Origin of the sequence: Streptomyces sp. NBC_01723 (assembly GCF_036246005.1) — a bacterium.
Lineage (GTDB): Bacteria > Actinomycetota > Actinomycetes > Streptomycetales > Streptomycetaceae > Streptomyces.
The window spans coordinates 5338609-5353189 of record NZ_CP109171.1 but is presented as its reverse complement, the minus strand read 5'-3'; the positions used below and the strand labels follow the sequence as shown (position 1 = coordinate 5353189).

12 protein-coding genes and 1 tRNA gene are annotated in these 14581 nt (G+C 71.0%); 3 read left to right on the top strand and 10 right to left on the bottom strand.

What is annotated here, in order from left to right; all coding sequences use genetic code 11:
* Window positions 1-16 precede the first annotated feature (16 nt).
* From OIE75_RS24940 to OIE75_RS24930, 3 genes are all read right to left on the bottom strand, one after another.
* Window positions 17-1828 (bottom strand): tetratricopeptide repeat protein, encoded by a 1812-nt coding sequence (locus tag OIE75_RS24940; protein ID WP_329472180.1) that lies wholly within the window; start codon window positions 1826-1828, stop codon window positions 17-19.
* A 240-nt stretch (window positions 1829-2068) separates the two neighbouring features.
* A tRNA-Met gene (locus OIE75_RS24935) sits at window positions 2069-2142 on the bottom strand.
* Window positions 2143-2220: 78 nt separating this feature from the next.
* Window positions 2221-5187, bottom strand: coding sequence for a UPF0182 family membrane protein (locus tag OIE75_RS24930; RefSeq protein ID WP_307018124.1), 2967 nt, complete (start codon window positions 5185-5187; stop codon window positions 2221-2223).
* Window positions 5188-5351: 164 nt separating this feature from the next.
* Between OIE75_RS24930 and OIE75_RS24925 the strand changes: the two genes are divergently transcribed.
* On the top strand, window positions 5352-5894 hold the full coding sequence (locus OIE75_RS24925) for a PPA1309 family protein (RefSeq protein WP_307015029.1): 543 nt from the start codon (window positions 5352-5354) through the stop codon (window positions 5892-5894).
* Between the two features lie 32 nt (window positions 5895-5926).
* Here the strand turns inward: OIE75_RS24925 and OIE75_RS24920 are convergent, their stop codons facing one another.
* From OIE75_RS24920 to OIE75_RS24905, 4 genes are all read right to left on the bottom strand, one after another.
* The gene (locus OIE75_RS24920) at window positions 5927-7021 is read right to left on the bottom strand and encodes a YlbL family protein (RefSeq protein WP_307015028.1); all 1095 of its coding nucleotides are present in this window, start codon (window positions 7019-7021) and stop codon (window positions 5927-5929) included.
* 51 nt (window positions 7022-7072) lie between these two features.
* Window positions 7073-7237 carry a hypothetical protein gene (locus tag OIE75_RS24915; protein ID WP_007444545.1) on the bottom strand — a complete coding sequence of 55 codons (165 nt, stop codon included), beginning with the start codon at window positions 7235-7237 and terminating at the stop codon, window positions 7073-7075.
* Between the two features lie 148 nt (window positions 7238-7385).
* Window positions 7386-7844 (bottom strand): molybdenum cofactor biosynthesis protein MoaE, encoded by a 459-nt coding sequence (locus OIE75_RS24910; protein ID WP_125491918.1) that lies wholly within the window; start codon window positions 7842-7844, stop codon window positions 7386-7388.
* Window positions 7845-7984: 140 nt separating this feature from the next.
* A complete protein-coding gene (locus tag OIE75_RS24905) occupies window positions 7985-9106 on the bottom strand; it encodes an SDR family oxidoreductase (protein WP_307015027.1) in 1122 nt (373 codons plus the stop codon).
* 192 nt (window positions 9107-9298) lie between these two features.
* Here OIE75_RS24905 and OIE75_RS24900 point away from each other — a divergent pair, with 192 nt between their 5' ends.
* Window positions 9299-10771 (top strand): zinc-dependent metalloprotease, encoded by a 1473-nt coding sequence (locus OIE75_RS24900; RefSeq protein ID WP_329472179.1) that lies wholly within the window; start codon window positions 9299-9301, stop codon window positions 10769-10771.
* Window positions 10768-11283, top strand: coding sequence for an NUDIX hydrolase (locus tag OIE75_RS24895; RefSeq protein ID WP_307015024.1), 516 nt, complete (start codon window positions 10768-10770; stop codon window positions 11281-11283). Before OIE75_RS24900 ends, OIE75_RS24895 begins: the two co-directional genes overlap by 4 nt.
* A gap of 99 nt (window positions 11284-11382) precedes the next feature.
* On the opposite strand, the gene OIE75_RS24890 is transcribed toward OIE75_RS24895, so the two are convergent.
* The 3 genes from OIE75_RS24890 to OIE75_RS24880 are packed head-to-tail and all read right to left on the bottom strand — an operon-like array spanning window position 11383 to window position 14575.
* Window positions 11383-12138 carry an AIM24 family protein gene (locus OIE75_RS24890; protein WP_307015023.1) on the bottom strand — a complete coding sequence of 252 codons (756 nt, stop codon included), beginning with the start codon at window positions 12136-12138 and terminating at the stop codon, window positions 11383-11385.
* Window positions 12139-12153: 15 nt separating this feature from the next.
* The gene (locus tag OIE75_RS24885) at window positions 12154-12834 is read right to left on the bottom strand and encodes an AIM24 family protein (RefSeq protein WP_307015022.1); all 681 of its coding nucleotides are present in this window, start codon (window positions 12832-12834) and stop codon (window positions 12154-12156) included.
* A gap of 13 nt (window positions 12835-12847) precedes the next feature.
* Window positions 12848-14575 (bottom strand): TerD family protein, encoded by a 1728-nt coding sequence (locus OIE75_RS24880; protein ID WP_329472178.1) that lies wholly within the window; start codon window positions 14573-14575, stop codon window positions 12848-12850.
* Between the last annotated feature and the right edge of the window lie 6 nt (window positions 14576-14581).

Genomic DNA, 14581 nt, shown 5'->3' with positions numbered 1-14581 from the left:
CCGGCTCGGACGGGCCTCAGGCCGACAGCTCCTGCCGCAGGGCGTCCCGCAGCCGGGCCGCCCGTTCGCCGACCTCCGCCGGGCCCAGCGACACCGCCCGGTCCGCCCAGCGCTGTCCCTCCGCCAGCTCCCCCCGTCGCGCACAGACGAGCGCCAGCCGCAGCGCGGCCCGTCCGTGACCGGCGTCGGCCGCGCGGCGCCACCACACGACGGCCTCGGGCTCACTGCCCTCGCGGGCCAGCAGCAGACCCAGGTTGAACGCGCCGTTGCGGGACCCGGCCTCGGCCGCCTCCCGGTACCACCGCGCCGCCTCCACCACGTCACCGCGCGCGGCGGCGAGCATCCCGACCCGCACCTGGGCCCGGCGGTGGCTCTGCGAGGCCGCCCGTTCGTACCACTCCTCGCACTCCGACTTCTCCTGTGCCGGCTCGCCCAGCTCGTGCGCGGGCGCGGGCGGCCGGCGCGCGTCCAGCACCGTCGCCAGCCGGTACGCGGCCTCCGCGCTGCCACCCCCCGCCGCGCACCGCAGGAACCGCTCCGCCTCGCGCTCGTCCCCGGCCCGCAGGCGGGCCATGCCGACCTGGAGCGCCGCCTCCGTGTGCCCGGCGGCCGCGGCCCGCTCGTACCAGCGCAGCGCCGTCCGCTCCGCGCCCCGACCCGCGTGCAGGATCCCGAGGTTGAAGGCGGCGTCCACGCTGCCCGCCTCGGCCGCCTTGGAGAACCACGGCTCGGCGCCGGTCTCGTCCCCGCCGCGCAGCAGCAGGATGGCGAGCGCGTTGGACGCCTCCCGGTGCCCGGCGTACGCGGCCCGGCGGTACCACTGCTCGGCCTGCGCGGTGCGGCCCTGCTCGGCGCAGAGCAGGCCGAGGTTGTACGCCCCGTTGTCGTCCCCGGCGTCCATCGCGGCCCGGTACCAGCGTTCGGCGGTCTGGGTCTCGCCGCGCTCGGCGTGCAGGGCGCCCAGGGCGTTGGCGGCGTTGCCGTCGCCGTCCTGGGCGGCGCGCAGCCACCACACGGCGGCGCTCTCGGTGTCCCCGGCGTCCCGCAGCAGGAAGCCCAGCGCGCAGGCCGCGCGGGCCTCGCCTTCCTTGGCGGACGTGAGGTACCAGCGGCCGGCCTCCTTCAGTTCGCCCCGCTTCTCCAGGATCGTCCCGAGATGCAGCGCGGCCCGCCGGTGACCGCGTGCGGCGGCCTGCCGGTACCACTGCTCGACCTCCTCGCCGGCGGCGGCCGCGTCCTCGCCGTCGCGGTCCGGCCCGGCGCCGCGGTCCAGCGTCCGCGCCAGCCGGTACGCCGCCTCCCGGTGCCCGCGCTCGGCCGCGGCCCGCATCCAGCGCCCGGCCCCGGCGTCGTCGCCGCGGTGTTCCAGCAGGTCGGCGAGGGCATAGGCGCCCAGGACGTGCCCCTGCTCGGCGGACTGGCACAGCCAGTACTCCGCGGCGGGCTCGTCCCCGCGCTCGCGGAAGTGCCGCCCCAGCGCGTGTGCGGCGGCCGCGGATCCGGCGACCGCGGCGATCCGCCACCAGCCCGCGGCCTCGTCGGCGTATCCGCGCTGGTGCAGCAGAACGCCGAGGTTGTTCGCGGCCGCCCGGTCACCGGCCGCCGTGGCGGCCCGCAGCTGCGACTCGGCTCCGTCGAAGTCGCCCCGGCGCAGCAGCATCGCGCCGAGCATGCTCATCGCCTCGACGTCACCGCCGTCGACGGCCAGCCGCAGGCGCACTTCCTCCGCGGCCTCGTCGGCGGCCTCCTGAGCCTCGTCCGTGGCCTCCTCCTGACCGGACGGCTGCGCAAAACGCCCTGTCCCGAACAGATTTGCCATGTCCCCCATAACGTTCATCGTCGCACCACCCGCAGCCCTGGCACATCCGGTATAACGCAGCCAGTGAGGTCACTTCAGCGTTTTGTCGACATGCCCACAGGACGACAAGTCAAACACAGATCGGCCCAACTCCCCCTGGCGGCGCGGCCGTCGCGCTCACCGGCACATGCGTTCGCACACCAGAGAAGGCCCGGATCCCTTGTGGGATCCGGGCCTTCGAGGTCGTGTGCGCATGGCCCACGATTTCAGTAGCGGGGACAGGATTTGAACCTGCGACCTCTGGGTTATGAGCCCAGCGAGCTACCGAGCTGCTCCACCCCGCGCCGTTGTGTTCACAACCCTAGCACGGCGCGGGATGGGCTTTGACCAGCTCGAACGCCGGTCGGCAGCGGCACCGGGCGTCAGCCGGTGTCCGAGCCTCCGCCGGCCTCCTTGCTCGGGGAGGCGCTGGGACTGGCCTTGTCGTCCCCGTTCTTGTCCCCGGCGCCCTGGTCCGCCTTGGCCTGTGCGTCCTCGGCGCGCTGCAGCGCCTCCTCCAGGTCCTTCTGCGCCTCGGCGTACGCGGTCAGGTCCTTCTGCTCCAGCGCCTTCTGGCCGGCGTCGAAGGCATCCTGCGCGTCACTGAGCGCTTCCCGGACCGTCGGGTTGGTGGACGTCGGCGGCTCCGTCGTGTCCTGGCCGGGGTCCTCGCCGGTGTCCTCCGGTGGCTCCGGTTCGGCCGCCTGCGCTCCGAAGACCTTGTTGAGCGCCTCGTCGAGCGTGTTCTCGAAGGCCGTGTTGCCGCCGTAGCTCACCAACACCTTGCGCAACAAGGGGTACTTGAGGTCGCCACCGCGCACGTAGACCGGCTCGACGTACAGCAGTCCGCCGTCGAGCGGGACGGTCAGCAGATTGCCGTACTCGACCTCCGAGTCGCCGCCTCTCAGCAGCCTGATGGTCTCGGCGATGTCCTGCTCCGAGTTCAGCTGGCTCTGAACCTGTGTCGGACCGTTGACGGTCGTACTCGTGGGCAGTTTGAGGATTCTGATCTTGCCGTAGCCGTCGGTTCCCGCCTCGGCGTCGACCGCCATGAACGCGCTGAGGTTGTCACGTCCGTTGGGTGTGAACGTCGTCGTCAGCGAGAAGGCCTGCGCCTTCTGGTCGGGCATCTTCATGCTCAGGTAGTACGGCGGTACAGCGTCTCCCGACTTGTTGGTCGGGTCGTCCGGGACCTGCCACACCTCGCTGCCGCTGAGGAACGTGTTGGCGTCCTTCACGTGGTAACGCGTGAGCAGCTCACGCTGGACCTTGAACAGGTCCTGCGGGTAGCGCAGATGCTCCATCAACGCCTTGGAGATCTCGCCCTTGCCCTGCACCGTGCCGGGGAACGCCTTCATCCAGGTCTTGAGGACCGGATCCTGGGTGTCCCACTGGTACAGCTTGACGTCACCGCTGTACGCGTCGACGGTCGCCTTCACGCTGTTGCGGATGTAGTTGACCTGGTTCTGCTGGGCCACCACCGCGCGCTGGTCGTTGGCCGCGGTCAGCGAGTCCGCCGTGGTGTCGCCGAGCGTCGTGCGAGAGGCGTAGGGATATCCATTCGTCGTCGTGTACGCATCGACGATCCACTGGATACGGCCGTCCACCACCGCCGGGTAGGCGTCTCCGTCGATGGTCAGCCACGGGGCGACCGCCTCCACACGTTCCTTGGGCGTGCGGTTGTAGAGGATCTTCGAACCCTCGCCGATCGCACCCGAGTAGAGGATCTGCGGCTCGCTGAACGCCGCGGCGTACGCCGCGCGGTTGATCGGGTTGGACAGGTCGACCCCGCCGTCCCCCTTGTAGCTGAAGGTCTTCTCCCCGGTGTCGTCGGAGTAGTCGATCTCCTTCTGGGGACCGCCGACGATCGAGTAGGTGGTGGTCTTCTCGCCGTAGTAGACGCGTTGCTCGTACGTACCGAGGTCACCCTTGGACGGCAGGTCGGACTCGGTGAAGACCGGGCGTCCCTCGGAGTCGACCGCGGTGCCCTTGGCGGCGACCACACCATAGCCGTGGGTGTAGCGGAAGTGGTTGTTGATCCAGTTCTTCTTCGGGATGCCGGCCAGGTTCAGCTCGCGCAGACCGATGACCGTGTCCTGGTCCTTGCCGTCCTTGGAATAGCGGTCGACGTCCAGGTTGGTCGGGAACGCGTAGTAGTTACGCATCTGCTGGAGCTGCTGGAACGTGGGCGAGATGACGTTCGGGTCCATGATCCGGATTGACGCGGCGGCGTCCGCGTCGTCACGGAGCTTGGTCTTGTCCTTGGTCTCGGACACTCCCGGGTACTCGGCGACCTGGGTCCCCTCGATCCCGTACGCATCGCGCGTGGCCGCCAGGTTCTTCTCGACGTACGGCGCTTCCTTGGCCTGCTCGTTCGGCTGGACCTGGAACTTCTGGACCAGCGCCGGGTACAGGCCGCCGATGAGGATGGCGGAGAGGACCATCAGGCCGAAGCCGATCACGGGCAGCTGCCAGGTGCGCCGCCACAGGGTGGCGAAGAACAGCAGCGCGCAGATGACGGCGATGCAGAACAGGATGGTCTTGGCGGGCAGGTAGGCGTTGGCGTCGACGTACCTGAGGCCGGTCCAGTTGTCGGTCGCCTTGAAGTCGCTGGACTTCACCGCCAGCCCGTACCGGTCCAGCCAGTAGGCGACCGCCTTGAAGGCGACGAAGACGCCGAGGAGCACCGACAGGTGCCCGGTGGCGGCGGCCGTGGCGCGCGCGCCCGGGCTGGTGACGCGGAGCCCGCCGTACAGGTAGTGGGTGAGCGCGGCGGCGATCACCGAGATGATCACCGCGGCGAAGCCGAAGCCGAGCAGGAACCGGTACCAGGGCAGGTCGAACGCGTAGAAGGAGACGTCCAGCTTGAACTGGGGGTCCTTCTGCCCGAAGGGCACGCCGTTGACCCACATCAGCCAGGTCCGCCACTGGCCGGACGCGGAGGCGCCGGCGATCAGGCCGACCAGGGCGGTGATGCCGAGCAGCAGCCACTTCTTGTACGGGGCGATGCCCATCCGGTACCGGTCGAGGTTCTGCTGCTCCATCGACATGGCGCTGAGCGGCGGGCGCAGGCGGTGGGCCAACCAGATGTTGAACCCGACGGCGAGCGCCATCAGCAGGCCGAAGACGAAGAAGAGCCCGATCTTGGTCCACAGGGTCGTCGTGAACACCGACGAGTAGTTGACCGACCGGTACCAGAGCCAGTCCGTCCAGAACCCCGCGAACATGGTGAACGCCATGAGGAGCACGGCGAGGACACCAAGTGTCAGCAGCAGGGTTCGGACACGCCGGGACGGGCGGCCCACTCTGATCCGCGGCCCCGACGGGGGGCCTCCGCCGCGGTCCGGCATCTGGAAAGCCAAGGTGCGCACCTCGAAGTTCGCTGTTGATCCGTCAGGCCCTCGGGTTCGCGGGCCCCCCGTGGGCCCCCGTGATCGCGGGCCCACACTTATGCAACTTACTCATCGTTTACTCGGTTCCCGATTCGGGCCAGTAACGAGGCAGGATTGTGACCATGTCCAACACCCCCATGGCTGCGAGCCCCCTCACCCGGGCCGTACTCGAGATCGACGAGTACGTCTCCGGGCTCGGCTGGGACCAGCCCGCACGCCTCTTTGCACTTGTCGACACCGCGCGGCTGAGGACCGATCAGCCCTCACTCGCGGACCGGCTCGGCCTTCAGGACGAACCGGACACTTCCGGCCTGACCCCTATCGAGCAGGACGAGATTCCAACGGACCAGCCGCTCGACGAGTTCCTGGGCACCATCGCCTGGCCCGACGCGGTGGTCGGCTGCGCGCTCGCCGTGGAACGCCTGATGCTGCCGCCGTCCGCCGAGGCCCAGGTTCCGGAGGGCCTGAACGAGGCGAGGCTGGCGCGGTGGGTGGCGGAGCACCCGGACCGTCAGGAGGTCCGCATGACGGTCGCGGTCCTGCGCGACGGTTCCCGCGACTCGGCCCTGCGGCTGCGCGCGAAGGACACCGCCACCGAGGTACTCACCGGTTCCGACCTGGTGCCGGGTCTGGCCCAGGCGCTGACTGCGACCTTCGCCGAGTAGCCCCGGCCACCCTGCGGCCGCCCGCCCGCCGGCTATCCCTTCGCGCACTCGGGCAGGTCGGAGGTCTTCCCGGAGCGGATGTCGCTCAGCGCGCCGAGGGCGTCGTCGATGGTGTCCACCTTCACGAGGGTGAGCCCGTCGGGGACGTCCGCGGCGGCGGTCGCGCAGTTGTCGGCGGGCGTCAGGAAGTACTGGGCGCCCTTGTCGCGCGCGCCGATCGTCTTCATGCTGATGCCGCCGATCGGACCGACCTTGCCGGTGTCGTCGATCGTCCCGGTGCCGGCGACGAAGCTGCCGCCGGTGAGGTCGCCCGGCGTGAGCTTGTCGTAGATGCCGAGGGCGAACATCAGGCCGGCGCTCGGACCGCCGACGTCGGCCAGCTTGATGTCGATGGAGAACGGGAACGTGTGGTCGGTCCCGGCGGAGATCCCGACGATGGCCCGCTTCTCCCCCTTGTCGTCGGAGGTCTCGGTGGTGATCTCGACCTTCTCCGTCTTCGTGGGCGTCCGGCGCTCCTTCTCCGCGTCGGCCTGCTCGTCGGCGGGCACGATCGTGAAGACGACGTCCTCTCCGGGCTTGTGCTTGGTGACCAGGTCGGCGACGTCGGAGGGCTTCTTGACCGTCGTACCGTCCACGGCCTTGATCACGTCACCGGCGTGCAGCCTGCCCTGCGACGGGGAGTCCTTGACGACCGTGGAGACGACCACCCCGGACTTCACCGGGATGTCGAGCGCCTCCAGGGCGGCGACCTTCGCGCTCTCCTGGGACTGGCTGAACTCTTCGGCGTTCTCCTGGGTGGCCTCTTCCTCGGTCTTGCCGTCCGGGTAGATCGTGTCGTGGGGCACCACACTGTTGTCGTGCGCCAGCCAGCCGTAGACCGCCTCCACGAGGTTCATCCTGTACTCGGCGCTGGTGACCCGGACGGTGGTCATGTTCAGGTGACCGCTCGCCTCGTAGCTCTTGCGGCCGGAGATCTGCAGCACCGGCTCGCCGTCATGGTCCCCGAGGGTGTTCACCGTCGGCCCGGGTGACATCTCCGAGTAGGGCACGGGGATGAACACACCCGCGCACAGGATCGCGATCAGCATCAGGGTGGAGGCGAGCATCGTCGCAGTGCGGCGTGGCATGGCACGACAGTACGGGACGCGGCTGTCGGAACACCGTCAGGGCGGGTCCCGTCAGGCGCCGGTGCGGGGCTTCTCCATGGCCTCGCGGAACCGGGCGTACCCGTCCAGTTCGGGACCGTCGCTGCGGGCCTTGCGGGTCCGGTTGGCCCAACTGCCCCACAGCCCGGCGCCGACGGCGGCCACAAGCGGAATCAGCAACCAGGCAAGCGCTGCCATGCCCGACCTCCCAGCCCCATGAACGTCCGCAACTGACTGATCAGCAGATTAACCATCCGCAGTGACAACGCTCACGCCGGGGGGCGGGTTACGCAACCGGAGCCATGAGGGCGGAACGGCAGGGCCGGGAGGGGGTCGGCGGCGTCCCTCAGCAGGCGCCCACCCACTCCTCGGTGCCGTCGGAGAACGTCTGGTGCTTCCAGATCGGCACCTCGTGCTTCAGGTCGTCGATCAGCTTCCGGCAGGCGTCGAAGGCCTCGCCCCGGTGCGGGCAGGAGACGGCGACGACCACGGCGAGATCCCCGACCTCCAGGTCCCCCACGCGGTGGACGGCCGCGAGCGCCCGTACGGGGTACTCGGCGACGACCTTCTCGGCGATCCGGCGCATCTCGGCCTCGGCGCTGGGGTGGCACGAGTACCCGAGCCGGTCGACGTCGGTGCCCCCGTCGTGGTTGCGGACGGTCCCCACGAACAGCGCGGTCCCGCCGGCCGCGTCGTCCCCGACGGCCCGGAAGACCTCGTCCACGGACAGGGGCGTCTCCCGGACACCGATCAGCTTGACGGGGTCCGCTGCGGCCAGCTCGCCGGGATGGTCGTTGGTTGCCATACGACCATCGTGCCGCACTCCGCGGACGGCGCGGAATAGCGTGATCGCCCGGCGCGCGCGCGTACCGCGTTGGAGCGTCCTACAGGGGTGCCCCTCACCGCGGGTGCCGAATGCGGCCGCCCGCGCGAGGGCCGGGGACGTCAGATGCGGCGCCGGGCCTTGCGGGCCCGCCGTACCACCGCCGCCGCGCCCAGCAGCGCCACCGTCGCGCCCGCGGCTCCCGCGGCCGTCGCGTCCTTGCGGCCGAGGCGCCGACCCGCGACGGTGTGCCGTCCGGAGACCTCGTCCAGCAGCTCCGAGAGCACCTCCTCGTTGGTGTACTTCGGCCGCCATCCGGCGTCGTGCAGCCGGCTGCCGCTGACCACCCAGGGGTACATCGTGTACGCCAGGTCACCGGCCGGGGAGGGCGTCAGTCCGATCCGGTGCAGCCGGGCCGCCGCGCCGAGGGCGACCGCGGACGGCAGCTCCATGCGCCGGATGCCGCTCAGCTCCTCGACCTCCTCCTGCTCCAGCCAGCCGTCGCACCCCACGGCCAGCTCGCCGTCGGCCTTCTCCAGGACGGCGTACTCCAGGGCGCTGCACAGGTCGTCGACGTGGCAGAACTGCCAGGCCGGCCGCGAACCGGCCACCACAAGGAGACGGGGCGACTCGAAGTACCTGGTCAGCGCGGTGTCCATGCCTCCGACCAGCACCGCGGGCCGGACGACGGTCACGTTGAGTCCGGGGTGCGCCCGCGGGGCGCGCCGGGCCAGCCGTTCGATCTCCAGCAGGTCCCCGACGCCCGTGGCCTCGGCCGTGGCGCGCAGCTCGGCGTCCTCCGACAGCGGCAGCTCGTTGTCCGGGAGGGCGCCGTAGACCATCGCCGAGGTACAGAGCACGACCCGGTGCACACCGGCCGCCGCGGCGGCCGTCAGGACGGTCTGCGTCCCCCGGACGTTGTAAGCCGTCCGGGCGGCCGCGTCGGTCTCCAGGTCGAGGTCGAGCGCCAGGTGCACCACGACGTCCGCACCACGGAGTTTCTCCGCGATGGCGGGGTCCCGCACGTCCAGGATCTGCCACCGCGCCGCCTCGCACTCGCCGCGTCGTTCGTCGATGGCCACGACCTGTCTGACCTCGTCGGACGCGGCCAGCCGCGCGGTGAGCAGCGCCCCGACCCCGGACGCGGCACCGGTGACCGCGACCACGGGTCCGCGCGCGCCGGGGCGGGGGGAACTGGTTGACTGGTTTCGCGCTGCGCGAACCTGCGGATCTGGGGAACTCACCGGGCGTCTCCAGCGGTTGTCTTCAGTACGAGCGCGAGCGACGCGTGCGTACCAGGTGGCATCCATCCTGCCGCAGGCCGTCAGTCGGCGAAGCACCGAGGCCCGAACCGCCCCGGGTGTCTACGCTGGGTGGTGAAGTCGGGCAGCCGTGCCGCCGGAAAGAACCGGCGGCCCTACCAGCCGAGGAACCCCGTGAGTGACACCCCATTCGGATTCGGCCTTCCGCCGGAGGAGCCGGACGACGGCGACGAGGGCAAGAAGAAGGACCAGCAGAGCGGCGGTGGTCAGGGACCGGCCAACCCGTTCGGATTCGGGACGCCCGGAGCCGGTGGCCTGGGTGGCCCCGGTGCGGACAACCCGTTCGCTGCCATGTTCGGTTCCATGAACCCCAACGACCTGGGCGCCGCCTTCCAGCAGCTGGGCCAGATGCTCTCCTACGAGGGCGGCCCGGTGAACTGGGACATGGCCAAGCAGATCGCCCGCCAGACCGTCTCCCAGGGCACGCCGGACGGCCGCAAGGACGCCAGCGTCGGTCCCGCCGAGCGCAATGCCGTCCAGGAGGCCGTGCGCCTGGCCGACCTGTGGCTGGACGACGCGACGGCCCTGCCGTCCGGCGCGGGCACCGCGGTGGCCTGGAGCCGTGCGGAGTGGGTCGAGGCGACCCTGCCGGCCTGGCGCGAGCTGGTCGACCCGGTCGCCGAGCGCGTCGGCAACGCCATGGGCGACGTGCTGCCCGAGGAGATGCAGGCCATGGCCGGCCCGCTGATCGGCATGATGCGGTCCATGGGCGGCGCCATGTTCGGCACGCAGATCGGACAGGCCGTCGGCGTGCTCGCGGGCGAGGTCGTCGGCTCGACCGACGTGGGCCTGCCCCTCGGCCCGGCCGGCAAGGCCGCGCTGCTGCCGGCCAACATCGAGGCCTTCGGTCAGGATCTCGGCGTGCCCCAGGAGGAGGTGCGGCTGTATCTCGCCCTGCGCGAGGCCGCCCACCAGCGCCTCTTCGCGCACGTGCCGTGGCTGCGCTCGCACCTGTTCGGCGCCGTCGACGGGTACGCCCGTGGCATCAAGGTCGACACGGCCAAGCTGGAGGACGTGGTCGGCCAGTTCGACCCGCAGAACCCCGACCAGTTGCAGGAGGCGCTCCAGCAGGGCATGTTCCAGCCGGAGGACACGCCGGAGCAGAAGGCGGCCCTGGCCCGGCTGGAGACGGCCCTGGCGCTCGTCGAGGGCTGGGTGGACGCGGTGGTGCACGCCGCCGCCAAGCCCCGGCTGTCCTCGGCCGACGCGCTGCGCGAGACGCTGCGCCGCCGTCGCGCCTCGGGCGGCCCGGCGGAGCAGACCTTCGCCACGCTGATCGGTCTGGAGCTGCGCCCGCGCCGGCTGCGGGACGCGTCCCGACTGTGGGCCTCCCTCACGGACGCGCACGGCGTCGACGGCCGGGACGGCCTGTGGGCCCACCCGGACATGCTGCCGACCGCCGACGACCTGAACGACCCGGACGGCTTCGTGCACCGCGAGCAGCTCGACTTCTCCGAGCTGGACAAGATGCTCGGCGAGGCGGCCGGCAAGCCCGACCTGAAGAAGAAGGACGCACCGGGCCAGGACGAGAAGGGCCGGGACGAGGCCGACGGGAAGGCCGACGGCAAGGGCGACGACACCGAGTGAGCCTCCATGACGACGCGGTCCTGGTCCTGAAGGACCACCAGGGCCAGGACGAGTTGCGTCAGGTCTACCTGGACCATCTGGCCGCCCACCCGGACGGAGTGTGGAAGGCCTGCGGGGACGGGCACATCACGGCGAGCGCGCTGGTGATCGACCCCTCGCACGGGCGGGTCCTGCTGACCCTCCACAAGAAGATGCGGATGTGGCTCCAGATGGGCGGTCACTGCGAGCCCGTCGACGCGACGCTGGCGCGGGCGGCCCTGCGCGAGGCCACCGAGGAGTCGGGCATCGACGGCCTGGCCCTGGCCCCCGGCGGCCCGGTGCGGCTGGACCGGCACCACACGCCCTGCGCCTGGCACCTCGACGTCCAGTACGCGGCGGTGGCCCCGGCCGGGGCCGTGGAGGCGATCAGCGACGAGTCCCTCGACCTGCGCTGGTTCCCGTACGCGGAGGTCGCGGATGTCGCCGACGACTCGGTGGTACGTCTGCTGGAGGCGACGCTCGCACGGATCTGAGCCGTGCGGGGCGTACGGGGGCGGCCGCCACGGCCGTGGTCGCCTCAGCCGTAAGGGGTGACCGCCAGGCGATCACCCCTTACCGCACACGCCGCGCGCTCAGCTCCAGACGTTGCCCTGGTTCTGCCCTCGCGCCCCCTGCTGGCCCATGCCGAACTGGGCGGCGGCACCCGAACCGACCTGGGCGTTCTGCGGCGGCAGCAGCTCACTGGGCTGAACGAGCGCGAAACCGCTGCCCATGAAGCTCAGCTCCCAGCCCTCGCCGGTGTTGCCGCGGCGCCGCCACACCCCGGAGGAGTGCGTCTGGGCCTGCATCTGCACCCGCAGACCGGTGGACCAGGCGACGATCGCGTCGGCGTCGCAGTTGACGTACTTGTCCGGCGTCACCTGCATGAACAGGGGCACGCCCGAGGTCATCAGGGCGACCTTGCCACGGCCCGTGATGTTGAGCTGGTACTTCCCCGAGCCGGAGATGCCGTAGAGGCTGTCCACGGCGATGACCTCGTGGTGCAGGGACGAGTCCATCGCCAGCACGTAACTGCTGTCGACGGTGAGACCGTCCTGGTCGACGTCGACCACGTGGACGCACTGGGCGAGGTTGGCGAAGAACACCGTGCCCTGCCCGTGGCAGCGCATCAGGTCCAGGCCTTCACCGGTGTGCGCACGCGCGCGTGACTGGTTGTTGCTCTGGTACTCGGCGTCGAACTCGACGAGACCCTGGTAGGCGACCATCGTGCCCTTGCGGGCGAGCACGTCGTCGTGGCCCTCCAGGGCGACACGGAGCATGTGCTTGTTCTGCAGGCTCCAGGCTTCCTGGGTCTGCTGGTCGCTGTAGGCGAAAATCGGGCTCTGCATGATGGTGGCTCCCCCTCAGCCCCGGGCCCGGAGGCGGTCGGTGCTGTCCTCGCTGGGCTGGACGACGACGATGCCCTGACCGGAGAAGGCCATCTGGAAGGCCTCCCCGCTGCCGCGGCCGATCAGTGACTGCGCCTTGAAGCTGCGCTTGCCCTTCACCTTGAGGTTCGGGGACCAGGCGACCAGTGCGTCCGGGTCGACGTACGTCTCGTCCTCACCGCCGCCGCAGTCGACCACGATCGGCTTGCCCCGTGAGGTGAGCGCGACCCAGCCCTGCCCGGAGATCTTGGTGTTCCACAGGCCCTGCCCGGCGAACTTCGCGAGGCCCTTGACCCGCTCCACGCCCCACGTCAGGTGGGCGTCGAAGGCGAGGAGGTTGGTGGCGTTGACGGAGATCCCTTCGCCGTTGAGGTTGATCACGACGACGTTGGCGCCGTAGTCGGCGAGGTAGAGCAGTCCGTCGCCGGAGCACTTCATGAGGGGCGCGCCCTCGCCGGTCATCCAGTCCTTGGCGATCTGGCGGACGGCCGGCGGGTTGGGCTCGTACTGGACGAAGCCCTCGTAGGCGACCATCGAGCCCACGCGCGCGAGGAGGTCGCTGCCGGTCTGCATGGCGACCTTCAGCATGTGGTTGCCGTGGTTCTCCATGCGGGCGGTGACGGGTGCGGGGGCGTAGCCCGCGAGCGGCTGGTTCATCTCGGGCTCTCCCTCAGATCTCGTACGGCTGGACGACGACGAAGCTGCCGGGCGCCGCCCGGAACTGGAGGTTGACGCTCTCGCCGGTGTCGCCGGCGTAGGAGTTGCGGCGCATCCGCACCTGGCTGGAGACGACCACCTGGGCGGCGGCGGACCACGCGACCACCGCGTTGCAGTCGGCGAACGTCGTGGGCGTGACCGGCAGGAGGACGGGCACACCGCGCGTCTTGACGACGATCGTGCCGGTGCCCTGGAACTGCATGGTGAACAGCGCGCCACCGGGGATGCCGTGTCCCTCGATGCGGCGGACCTCGTACTGGAGGCTCTCGTCGAAGGCCAGGACGTTCTCCGCGGAGACGCACACGGCGTCGCCCTGGAGCTCGATGGGGTGCAGCATCGCGGAGTTGTCCGCGAGGAACACCTGTCCCTTGCCGGTACAGCGCATGAGCTGCATCTCCTGGCCGGTGGCGTTGCCCACGACCCGTCCGGCGAACCCGGCGCCCTTGTAGCTGAAGTCGACCTTGCCCTGGTAGAGCACCATGCTGCCCTGCCGCGCCAGCACCGGCTGGCCCTCGGCGCCGAGGTCGACGCGGACCAGCTTCTTGTTCTGCTGGGTCCAGCGCTGACCGGTCGCCGTCTCGCGGAACTGCTGGAGCGCCGCGGTGACGCCGGCGCCCTGCGGCGCGCCCGAGGGCACTCCCTGAGGTGCGCCCTGGGGGGCCTGCTGGCCGTAGCCCGGAGGCGGGGTGGGCTGACCGTAACCGGGGGGCGCGGTCGGCTGACCGTAACCGGGGGGCGCGGTCGGCTGACCGTAACCGGGCGGTGCGGTCGGCTGACCGTAGCCGGGCGGCGGGGGCGGGGCCTGGGGGGCTTGAGGTGCCTGGTGGCCGTAGCCGGGGGGCAGGGGCGCCGCCTGCCCGGGGACCTGGCCGTGCGGCGCGGGCGCCGGGGCCGGTGGCGGTACCGGGGCGCCGCCGGGCGGCGTGTGCATGGGCGCGACGATGGTCTGCGCGGCGTGCACGTCCGGGGCGGGAGCCTGCGGCGGGGTGGCGGCGGGCGGAGGGGCGAAGCCCTGCGGCGCGGGCTGCGCGGGCGTCGGCGCGGGTGCGGCGGGGGCGCCGAAGGCCGGCGGGGCCGAAGCCTGGGCGGGCGGCGCGAAGCCGGGGGCGGCGCCGGTCTGCGGCTGTTGTGCCTGCGGCTCGGGCGTCTCCTCCTCGGCCACCTCGCCGCCGAAGTTGCGCAGCAGCGCGTCCAGCCCGCCGTCGAAGCCCTGGCCGACGGCAGCGAAGCGCCACACGTCCTTCAGATAGAAGTCGCCCAGCATCACCGCGCGCTCGGTGGAGAACTCGGAGCCGTTGAACGGGTACCGGGCCACCTCCTCGCCGCCCGCGACGATGCGGATGTAACCGGGCCCCACCTGCGACATCTGTCCCGCGCCGTCGATCGTCGCCGTGAAGGACAGCTTCTGGACGCCCTGCGGAATCCTGTCGAGGGTGACCCGGAAGGACTCCGTGTCGCCCGCCTGCGCACCCAGGAGCTGGATGGACTCCTCGGGGGTCTTCGGTTGGTTGAAGAACACGAAGTACCGGTCGTCCGACAACCGCTCCTCGGCGTCGAGACCGAAGCAGCTGATGTCGAAGCTCAGTCCGGGGCCGGAGATCTGCACGCCTACGTACAGATCCGTGCCCGCGGTGAGGTCACTGATCCTGGCCTTGTGGCCGCGTTGAAATTCCCTGGCCATGCGTGT